This is a genomic window from Escherichia albertii NBRC 107761 = DSM 17582 (genome assembly GCF_000759775.1).
Taxonomy (GTDB): Bacteria; Pseudomonadota; Gammaproteobacteria; order Enterobacterales; family Enterobacteriaceae; genus Escherichia; species Escherichia albertii.
On the sequence record NZ_BBMY01000057.1, the window covers coordinates 1 to 10,230 of the forward strand.

Annotated in this window: 6 protein-coding genes and 2 pseudogenes; 3 read left to right on the forward strand and 5 right to left on the reverse strand. The window is 51.9% G+C overall.

Features of this window, described 5'->3' with window-relative positions:
• The 5 genes and pseudogenes from EA14781_RS26160 to EA14781_RS11870 form a co-directional block, all read right to left on the reverse strand.
• Positions 1 to 82 (reverse strand): annotated as a pseudogene (locus EA14781_RS26160) (RHS domain-containing protein); the annotation flags it as partial.
• A 126-nt stretch (positions 83 to 208) separates the two neighbouring features.
• On the reverse strand, positions 209 to 610 hold the full coding sequence (locus EA14781_RS11855) for a DUF6258 family protein (protein ID WP_000460279.1): 402 nt from the start codon (positions 608 to 610) through the stop codon (positions 209 to 211).
• 550 nt (positions 611 to 1,160) lie between these two features.
• Entirely contained in the window at positions 1,161 to 1,463 is a 303-nt protein-coding gene (locus tag EA14781_RS11860) for an NTF2 fold immunity protein (protein WP_038429982.1), read from the reverse strand.
• Between the two features lie 9 nt (positions 1,464 to 1,472).
• Positions 1,473 to 5,692, reverse strand: a pseudogene (locus tag EA14781_RS11865) (RHS element core protein).
• Positions 5,693 to 5,936: 244 nt separating this feature from the next.
• Complete coding sequence (locus EA14781_RS11870; RefSeq protein ID WP_000424928.1) at positions 5,937 to 6,143, reverse strand: YbfA family protein; 207 nt, start codon at positions 6,141 to 6,143, stop codon at positions 5,937 to 5,939.
• Positions 6,144 to 6,453: 310 nt separating this feature from the next.
• Here EA14781_RS11870 and kdpF point away from each other — a divergent pair, with 310 nt between their 5' ends.
• The 3 genes from kdpF to kdpB are packed head-to-tail and all read left to right on the forward strand — an operon-like array spanning position 6,454 to position 10,230.
• Entirely contained in the window at positions 6,454 to 6,543 is a 90-nt protein-coding gene (kdpF, locus tag EA14781_RS11875; protein ID WP_010329188.1) for a K(+)-transporting ATPase subunit F, read from the forward strand.
• The gene (gene kdpA, locus EA14781_RS11880; RefSeq protein ID WP_000730083.1) at positions 6,543 to 8,216 is read left to right on the forward strand and encodes a potassium-transporting ATPase subunit KdpA; all 1,674 of its coding nucleotides are present in this window, start codon (positions 6,543 to 6,545) and stop codon (positions 8,214 to 8,216) included. Before kdpF ends, kdpA begins: the two co-directional genes overlap by 1 nt.
• A 22-nt stretch (positions 8,217 to 8,238) precedes the next feature.
• Positions 8,239 to 10,230, forward strand: coding sequence for a potassium-transporting ATPase subunit KdpB (kdpB, locus tag EA14781_RS11885; protein ID WP_000088003.1), 1,992 nt, complete (start codon positions 8,239 to 8,241; stop codon positions 10,228 to 10,230).

Below are 10,230 nucleotides of genomic sequence, written 5' to 3' on the forward strand. Positions count from 1 at the left end.
GATGCGGGTTCTCTTCATTCAGTAGGTTGCCCCATTCATCGTATTCAGCGTACCATTCTGTTGCCCCTTCCGTGCTGATAAGCCAGCAGCAGGTTATCCGGTTTGCTTCGTTAAGTTCACCACACTAAAGCTCCGTGCCCATATAATCCAGGTCGGAGGCATGACCTTCTCTGGTTCGCTCCATCTAAAATGTCTATAAATAACATGGTTATTCAATTATTTTTTCTTTGAATTTATTCTCAATCCAGCTGTGTTTATACCTGATGAAAATTTGACACTCACCAATATTATCAATGTCCTCAGAATTTTTGTTTGGAATTTGACCAACAGCAACTATAGTTGACTCAAAATATTCAACATTGACATTGTCTGTAATTATTGAAATTATATAATCTTCTGGAATAGAGCAATTAGGAGTTATATTGAAAAAACTAACATCTGAAAATACCAAATAACCATCTTCCAAGTCTTCATTATCATAATGATTCCATTCTGTTGTACCATTGGCTATCCTTGAGATTAAATTAACCTGAACCCTAATTAGTTTACTCCATAAATCAAATTCAATTTTTTTCATTGATCGATCACCAAGGTATATTCTATCAAACATATTATCCCCTATTATAAAAATACTCAGGTATTCCACGCATTATATCAGCCTCATCTTGACTACTTCCCGTTTCCCGATACGGCGGCCCGGCGAGTCATAAAGGTAAGAAATTTCCAGCAGTACAGTGTCCTATTGTTCACAGCGGTAATGCACCAGTCAGTACTGGCTATCGTAGTGATAATCATATAACCTGCCGCCGCATCGCGTATCTAATGTTCATTCTTTTCCATAAGCCGTCCGAACTCATTGTGATAGTAAAAATACAATACATCTTCGCTGATGCGGTTATTCTGCTGCATGCGGGAAGCGCCGGATACTGCTCCCGGTATGGCAAGTAATTGCTATTTAGTACGACGTTAGGGCGTGTCACTTAATCTCACAGATACTTCAAGTAACAGATGAAAATCGCTCCTGAAATGAAAAAAGAACTTTTTTTGAATGTGTTTCTATCAAATCAAGTAATTTTTCTGTCGATATGTAGTGTCATATTGTACACAAAATAGTTACGAAATACACCTTGGTAAAATATTTGAATCAACTGAACAGTGGATTATTTTGTGTGTATTACATCCAACACTTGCCCATCTTTTTTCGCTATTAGTATTGTAAAATTTCCGCCTAACGTCTTCGGTTGTTTTCCCTCGATTTTCCAACAATTATTGTCATCTGTGATACTATATGGTTTCTGAAATTCTGCTTTTTCTTTCCCATATATATATTTAATATAAACATATGATAATTCCAAAGCCATTTCACGACTATTTACTAAAATTTCTACTGAATTTTCTTTTCCAAATACTGAGTATGATATTGTAAATAATATCATAATAAGTGATATTAGTGAGTTTCTCATGGTCTACACCTATCGAATCTCAAAAGTTGTGGGTAAAACATTACATTCAGAATATATAATATTATTACCATCGGAATCCATTTTTCCAAATCGACCTTCTGGTGTACCTAGATAACCATTAAGAACATGTTTTTTCGAATAGTTAATGTCAGCAAGAGAAAACTCTTCGTTTTTATAGTGCCGATGATATGCACCATGAGTATGATAGGCTCCTGTTGATGTTGAACCAACAGGACATGGACTGCTCATTGAATTAGAACTGGAATCAGTACCTTCCATAGGTTTCGTTGAAAAATACTTCCCTTTATTATCTTTACATATCATACCTGCATATTCTCTATTATTTACTATTGATAAACCATTGATTTTTTTAGCGCGTCAAAAGCAGTCGTTTCTTGATTATCAAATTTTTTTGGTCCAATAAAAAGTGAAAATAACTGACATATTCCGTCTGTACATGCTCCTGACTCTGCATCACTCCACGCAGATAATCCTAATGGATCTATTTTAGATAGAGGATTCAACGGATACTGATAAAAATTCCATCCCCCCTTCAGCCCAATTGGATCCTGAGTGATATACCGTCCCTGCAGCGGGTCATAATACCTGTGGCGGTTGTAATACAGGCCGGACTCTTCATCATACTGCTGGCCCGGCAGGCGGATGAGCTGCTGCAGCTGATGCGGGTTCTCTTCATTCAGTAGGTTGCCCCATTCATCATATTCTGCGAACCATTCTGTTGCCCCTTCCGTGCTGATAAGCGCCAGCGGCAGGCCGCGATGGTCGCAGTGGTACAGGTGGATTTTTCGCTCCGGTGTGTACACCGGGTCCATCTGGTTTTTCATCTGCTCCACCGTCAGGCCGCACGATGCCAGCCAGCGGCGGCTTTCCTCACTCACCCGATCAGCCAGGATTTCACTTTCCAGCCGGTCGAGCATCTGCACCAGCACCGGCGGAAACACCACATCGCCACCGTCTTCACCGCCGGACTGCTGAAGGGCGTCTACCAGGCTGCGGCACTGCGTTTTCGCCAGTTCACCGGTGGCGGTTTCGACCCTGATGAGTGGTGTGAAACTTCCCGGCTGATAAACCGTCTGGATGCGGCTCCTGTCGTTCTGTATTGTGGTCAGTCGGTCGCCGTCCCAGCCGTACCAGGTTACTTCCGGTTTCCGTGACAGCGACATCCAGCCTGTCAGGTCCCGTTCACGCCGCCACACCCGCTTCCCCACCCTGCGGCCCAGCGGGTCGTAAAGATAGCGACTTTCGACCAGCGGCTCTGCATATTGTGTCCGCGTGTAGTGCACCAGTCGGTGCTGGCTGTCGTAATGGTATCGGTGAGTCCGCTCGTCATCCGTGCGGATAACCCCTTCCGGGATGAGGTCGGTTTTCTCCGTCAGCCTGCCGTGGCGGTCATATCGGTAAAGGTAGTGAGCGTCACGGGCGATACGGTTATCCGGCCAGGCGCTGAGGGTGCTGTCCGGGTGCAGCTCCGGGTCGGGCAGGCGGTTGCCTGCCGGGTCCGTGGCATACGGGATGCGGATATCCAAGTTCGCTACCGTGGTGTGGACGCTGGTCAGCCTACCGGAGTCGCTGTAGCTATAGCGCCGCGTCTGGCGCGGGCTGTTGATGCGGGTGAGTTCGCCGTTGTCGTTCCAGATGTAATCGCGATCAGACAGCAGGCTGTTCAGGTGCTGACTCTGTAACTGCCCGGTGAGGATGTAAGCGGTGGTGAGTTCATAACGGCCGAAGGTGCGCAGCGTTTCCCGGTGCAGGCGGTCGCGGGAGAAGTCCACCAGCGGTGTGTCGCCGAGTTTCATACCTGCCAGCCAGCCGCTGCCGTAGGTCAGCCACTCCACGGCGGGCAGGTTATCTGGTTTAAGTTGGTTCGCCAGTCCCTGCGCGTTGTAAGCGTGTCTGGTTTCATGCTGCCAGAGCAATGTTTCCGTCTGCGGATGATGCACTGTCTGGCGCTCGTCGGTCAGCCGGCCTTTCTCATCATACCCGTAATGCACCGCCACTCGATGCCCTTCGCTGATATGGCTGATGTCTGTCAGCCAGCCGCGTTCGTCATACTGCCACCGTTCTGCTGTTTCGCCATTTACGGTGCGGTGAGTGAGGCGGTCAGCGTCATCGTAGTGCCGGAGGGTGATAAGCCCCTCATCCTCGCTACGGATAAGTTTACCGGTCAGGTCGTGGTGATAACGCTGTATCCGTCCGTCAAAGCCGATTTCCTGTATCAGGCGGTCGCGGACATCGTAAGTGAAGGTGGTGTGGCTGCCGTTTTCGTTGGTCAGGCGGATGACACGTCCGGCAGCATCGTACTCCATACTGCGGGTCAGACCGCCCTGTGTGGTGCGGATGGCGTTGCCCCACGCATCGTACTGTGTCTCGTTTCTGTTGCCGTCCGGGGCGATGACAGCGGTCAGGTCACCGGCGGTGTTGTATTCATACCGCGTTTCATGGCCCTGCGTGTCTTTCACAGCAATTAACGGTCCACGGCTGTCGTATGCGCGGTACTGGCTCAGGTCTTCCTCGCGGTACACCGTCGTCATCTGCCCGAAGCGGTCATGTTCATAGCGAGTCTGGTAGCCGGAGCAGTCGGTGAACGTCAGCAACTGACCGTAACGGCTCCACGTCATGATTTTCCGGCTGCCGGTGGCATCTTCCGTTTCGCAGGGTAAGTCGCTGTGTGGATTATCATAACAGTAACGGGTGATATCGCCGTCAGGGACTATTTTCTGAATCAGACGTCCGTACTCATCATATTTGCGGCGAATTTCCAGCCCGTCAGGTCCGGTGGCTGACGTTAACTGGTTGTGGTGGTTATAGTAAAATGCCGATTCCCTGCCATCCGGCGTGGTGATGCGCGTGATGAGTCCCGTCACCACATCCGGGCTGTACTCTGTTACCCGGCCTGCGGCATCTGTCTGTGCCTTAAGCCTGCCCACGGCGTCAAACCGGCTCTGCGTGACGCTGCCGTCAGCATGTTCCTTTTTCACCACCCGCTTCAGCCCGCCTTCGCCTGCGGTATGCAGAATTTCGCGGCGGTTCAGGCTGTCGGTGACAGTGATGCGGTCTTTCTCATACTGATACGTGTAGCTTAAACCCGCCGGATTAAGCTGCTCCGTCACCCGCCCGTCGCTGTCGTAACGGTAACGGATTTCCGGTCGGCCCGCGTGACGGTGCGCCACCATCCGGCCCCGGTATTTATCATCGTATGTAAAGCTGCGCACCCGGGTATTGCTGCGGTCATACACCGCTGCCAGTTCGCCACGCGGCGTCCAGCCATAGCGCACCAGCGGCGCGGCTGGCAGGTTTTCCGGGTATTCCGGGTCGTGCGTCAGCCACACGGCAGACAGACGGATGCCGTTATCCCGGCCATATTCGGTGTAACCCGGCAGGGTATCAGGAAAAGCGGACTGTTCCGTCCCGCCGGAAGTGGCCTGTTTTCTGGCCTCTTCTGCCCGCTGTGCCTGCGTGGTCAATACCAGCCGGAAGTGACGCCCGGCACCATCCGTCACGCCGGTGATTTCGCCGCTGAGTTCTCCGGCGGCTTCGCGGTGGAACGTCTGTGTCCGCCCGAAGCGGTCCACCTGCCCGGTCAGTATTCGGTACGGCGGCAGCGGCGCAGGCAGCACCTCATCCGCCTCCGGCACCCGCTCACACCAACCGAGCAGCCACCACGGCCCCTGCGGGCTGTTCGTCGCCAGATAACTGTGCGGACTTAAGCGAAGTTCTTCCGGCAGCGCCTGCCAGAGTGCAGCCAGCCGATGACCTTCATCCAGTTTCGCCACGCCGCCGCGCACCAGCCACAGTGACTCGCTGCGGCTGTAACCGTCCTCACCGGGAAACAGGTGCTCAAAATACAGGCTTCTGCCGCCGTTATCATTGAGTATCAGTGTGTTATCGCGCAACTGTAAGCGGATATCCGCAGGCATTTTCCAGCCGGGGCCGAGAATCCCCACCGGCGCGGGCGTTTTGGTCCGGTAACTGCTGTAGGTGCGGGAGAGAATGAACGGCAGCGGGCCGGGCAGGACTATGTCAGTTTCGCCGGGAAGGACTTTTGCACCGAGCAGCGGATTGATCGGATGACCGGACGTCACCCCGCCGGGGCACACCGAACAGGCTACGCCGGTGGGGGCACCGATGCGCACCCCGGCAGACCCCTGGACAATGCTACCGCCATACTGCGTCATGTCGCCCTGACGCGCCGCCGGTTTTCCGCTCATCTGCTCATCCTTGTTCTGTCGGGTTATTTGTCTGCTGACAGGCAAAACTCTACAGAGTTATAAGCAAGCCTTAAGTGAAATACTCGCCAGATAGAAGCAATTAGGAAAATATTTATATATATTTCATGAATATATATTTCAGTTGGGTAATGCAGTGTACAAGTATTTATCTGTATGTCTTCCTGATACAAAAAAACCGCCAACGTTTCCGCAGGCGGTTCTCAATGTATTCAGTGCTCAGCAATCAGTAAAAATCACCAGTTGCCTTTTCGGCTTGATCCATCCACACCGGTTTATCGCTGGTTTTCGACCAGACGCGATGCAGGTAGCTGTAAAAGCGGGCACGGTCTTTCCAGAAAAGCATGAAAGGCAGCGCCAGAACGCCCGCCGCAACCGCATAAGTACGGCGTAAAAAGATAAGCCAGACTGGATATTCTCTGTAGAGTTCCATACTTTTCTCCCCCTTTTATCTACCCGGTGAATAGCACCGGAAAAATGAATCTGTTTCTCTGATGAAAATAGTACCGCCTTTTGTGTAATTTTACTACTCATCCGACCACTTAATTTTACCTATTGATAGTTTATTTACATTCACTCCGTAATTAAGTTACATAAATGTTAACTTAATACTAATCATTAGTTAAACAATGGCTTTTGCCATTTTTATACTTTTTTTACACCCCGTCCGCGGATTTTTGCGAAATCTTTGCAGCCAGGATTCTACTCTTCCAGTATCACTTTTAGGCCACGGGAGGTGCACTGTGAGTGCAGGCGTGATAACCGGCATATTGCTGGTGTTCTTACTACTGGGTTATCTGGTTTATGCCCTGATCAATGCGGAGGCGTTCTGATGGCTGCGCAAGGGTTCTTACTGATAGCTACGTTTTTATTGGTGCTGATGATGCTGGCGCGTCCTTTAGGTAGCGGGCTGGCGCGGCTGATTAATGACATTCCTCTTCCCGGTATAGCGGGCGTTGAACGCGTACTCTTTCGTATACTTGGCGTCTCTGACCGTGAGATGAGCTGGAAGCAGTATCTCTCTGCCATTCTCTGCCTGAATATGCTGGGGCTGGCGGTGCTGTTTTTTATGTTGCTCGGTCAGCACTATCTGCCGCTTAATCCGCAACAGTTGCCGGGGCTGTCGTGGGATCTGGCACTCAATACCGCCGTCAGCTTTGTTACCAATACCAACTGGCAAGCTTACAGTGGTGAAACCACATTGAGCTATTTCAGCCAGATGGCGGGCTTAACGGTGCAAAACTTTCTTTCTGCCGCCAGTGGGATTGCGGTGATTTTTGCCCTTATCCGTGCGTTTACCCGCCAGAGCATGAGCACGCTCGGTAATGCCTGGGTTGATCTGCTACGCATTACGTTATGGGTGTTAGCTCCTGTAGCGTTGTTGATCGCACTGTTTTTTATTCAACAAGGCGTACTGCAAAACTTTCTGCCTTATCAGGCTGTGACGACCATTGAAGGAGCGCAACAGCTGTTACCAATGGGTCCGGTAGCTTCTCAGGAAGCAATCAAAATGCTCGGAACTAACGGCGGTGGTTTCTTTAATGCTAACTCGTCGCATCCGTTTGAAAACCCGACCGCACTGACCAACTTCGTGCAGATGCTAGCGATCTTCTTGATCCCAACAGCGCTGTGCTTTGCCTTTGGCGAAGTGGCGGGCGATCGTCGCCAGGGGCGCATGTTGCTGTGGGCGATGTCAGTGATTTTTGTCATCTGCGTGGCCGTGGTGATGTGGGCGGAAGTTCAGGGTAATCCGCATCTGCTGGCGCTCGGCGCAGACAGCAGCGTCAATATGGAAGGTAAAGAGAGCCGTTTCGGCGTGCTGGTCAGTAGCCTGTTTGCGGTCGTGACCACAGCGGCTTCCTGCGGCGCGGTGATTGCGATGCATGATTCGTTTACCGCTCTCGGCGGCATGGTGCCGATGTGGTTGATGCAAATTGGCGAAGTGGTATTCGGCGGTGTCGGTTCTGGTCTTTACGGCATGATGCTGTTCGTCCTGCTGGCGGTGTTTATTGCCGGACTGATGATTGGTCGTACGCCGGAATATCTGGGTAAAAAAATCGACGTGCGCGAGATGAAACTGACTGCGCTGGCGATTCTGGTCAGCCCGGCGCTGGTACTGCTCGGTGCCGCACTGGCAATGATGACTGACGCCGGACGTAGCGCCATGCTCAACCCAGGTCCGCATGGTTTCAGTGAAGTGCTATACGCCGTGTCGTCCGCTGCTAACAACAACGGCAGCGCCTTTGCCGGATTAAGCACCAACTCTCCATTCTGGAACTGTTTACTGGCGTTGTGCATGTTTGTCGGTCGCTTTGGGGTGATTATCCCGGTAATGGCGATTGCTGGTTCGCTGGTGAGTAAAAAGAGCCAACCTGCCAGCTCCGGTACGCTGCCAACGCACGGCCCACTATTTATTGGCCTGTTGATCGGCACTGTGTTGCTGGTTGGCGCACTGACCTTTATCCCTGCCCTGGCGCTTGGTCCGGTGGCGGAATATCTCTCCTGATGATATTGAGTGAGCACTGAATATGAGTCGTAAACAACTGGCGCTATTCGAACCAACACTTGTCGTTCAGGCGCTGAAAGAAGCGGTGAAAAAATTAAACCCGCAGGCGCAATGGCGCAATCCGGTGATGTTTATCGTCTGGATCGGCAGTTTGCTGACCACCTGTATTAGCATCACGATGGCAAGCGGCGCGATGCCTGGCAATGCGCTGTTTAGTGCGGCTATTAGTGGCTGGTTGTGGGTCACTGTGCTGTTCGCGAATTTCGCCGAGGCGCTGGCAGAAGGCCGTAGTAAAGCACAGGCCAACAGTCTGAAAGGAGTGAAAAAAACCGCCTTTGCCCGCAAGCTGCGCGAACCGAAATATGGCGCTGTGGCGGACAACGTTCCTGCCGATCAACTGCGTAAAGGTGACATCGTGCTGGTAGAAGCAGGCGATATTATCCCCTGTGATGGTGAAGTTATTGAAGGTGGCGCATCGGTCGATGAAAGCGCCATCACCGGGGAATCGGCACCGGTGATCCGTGAATCCGGCGGCGATTTTGCCTCCGTCACTGGCGGCACGCGCATTCTTTCTGACTGGCTGGTGATTGAGTGCAGCGTTAACCCCGGTGAGACATTTCTGGATCGGATGATCGCGATGGTGGAAGGCGCACAGCGACGCAAAACACCGAACGAGATTGCCCTGACTATCCTGCTGATTGCTCTGACCATCGTCTTTTTACTGGCAACAGCAACGCTGTGGCCATTTACCGCCTGGGGTGGTAACGCGGTCAGCGTAACAGTACTGGTGGCGCTGCTGGTTTGTCTGATCCCAACCACTATCGGCGGCTTGTTGTCGGCTATCGGCGTCGCCGGGATGAGCCGGATGCTCGGTGCCAATGTTATCGCCACCAGCGGACGTGCGGTTGAAGCGGCGGGCGACGTTGATGTCCTGCTGCTGGATAAAACCGGCACCATCACCCTCGGTAACCGTCAGGCATCGGAGTTTATCCCCGCGCAGGGCGTAGAGGAAAAAACGCTGGCCGACGCCGCGCAACTGTCTTCACTGGCCGATGAAACGCCGGAAGGCCGCAGTATTGTGATCCTTGCCAAACAACGTTTTAACCTGCGCGAGCGCGATGTGCAGTCGCTTCACGCCACCTTTGTACCGTTTACTGCGCAAAGCCGGATGAGCGGGATCAACATCGACAATCGTATGATCCGCAAAGGTTCTGTCGATGCCATTCGCCGCCATGTTGAAGCTAACGGTGGTCACTTTCCTGCCGATGTTGATCAAAAAGTCGATCAGGTTGCGCGTCAGGGAGCGACGCCGTTGGTGGTGGTAGAAGGTTCTCGCGTGCTGGGCGTTATTGCGCTGAAAGATATCGTCAAAGGCGGCATTAAAGAGCGGTTCGCGCAACTGCGTAAAATGGGTATTAAAACGGTGATGATTACCGGCGATAACCGTCTGACTGCCGCCGCCATCGCGGCGGAAGCCGGCGTTGATGATTTTCTCGCTGAAGCGACACCGGAGGCTAAGCTGGCGTTGATTCGTCAGTATCAGGCAGAAGGCCGTTTGGTGGCGATGACTGGCGATGGCACCCAGGCGGCGAAAGAAGCGGGCAATATGGTGGATCTCGACTCTAACCCGACCAAGTTGATCGAAGTGGTGCATATTGGCAAACAGATGCTGATGACCCGTGGCTCGCTGACCACTTTCAGCATCGCCAACGATGTAGCGAAATACTTCGCCATTATTCCGGCGGCGTTCGCGGCAACGTATCCGCAGTTAAATGCGCTGAACATCATGCGCCTGCATTCGCCCGACTCCGCCATTCTCAGCGCGGTCATTTTCAACGCCTTAATTATCGTCTTTTTAATTCCTCTGGCGTTAAAAGGTGTGAGTTATAAACCGCTTACCGCTTCTGCCATGTTGCGCCGTAACTTATGGATTTACGGTCTGGGTGGGCTGCTGGTGCCGTTTATCGGTATCAAAGTCATTGATTTACTGCTGACCGTTTGCGGTCTGGTGTGA

Coding starts and splice junctions, on each gene's coding strand:
- EA14781_RS11855 (WP_000460279.1), bottom strand. CDS start 610: ATGTTTGATAGAATATACCTTGGTGATCGATCAATGAAAAAAATTGAA.
- EA14781_RS11860 (WP_038429982.1), bottom strand. CDS start 1,463: ATGAGAAACTCACTAATATCACTTATTATGATATTATTTACAATATCA.
- EA14781_RS11870 (WP_000424928.1), bottom strand. CDS start 6,143: ATGGAACTCTACAGAGAATATCCAGTCTGGCTTATCTTTTTACGCCGT.
- kdpA (WP_000730083.1), top strand. CDS start 6,543: ATGGCTGCGCAAGGGTTCTTACTGATAGCTACGTTTTTATTGGTGCTG.
- kdpB (WP_000088003.1), top strand. CDS start 8,239: ATGAGTCGTAAACAACTGGCGCTATTCGAACCAACACTTGTCGTTCAG.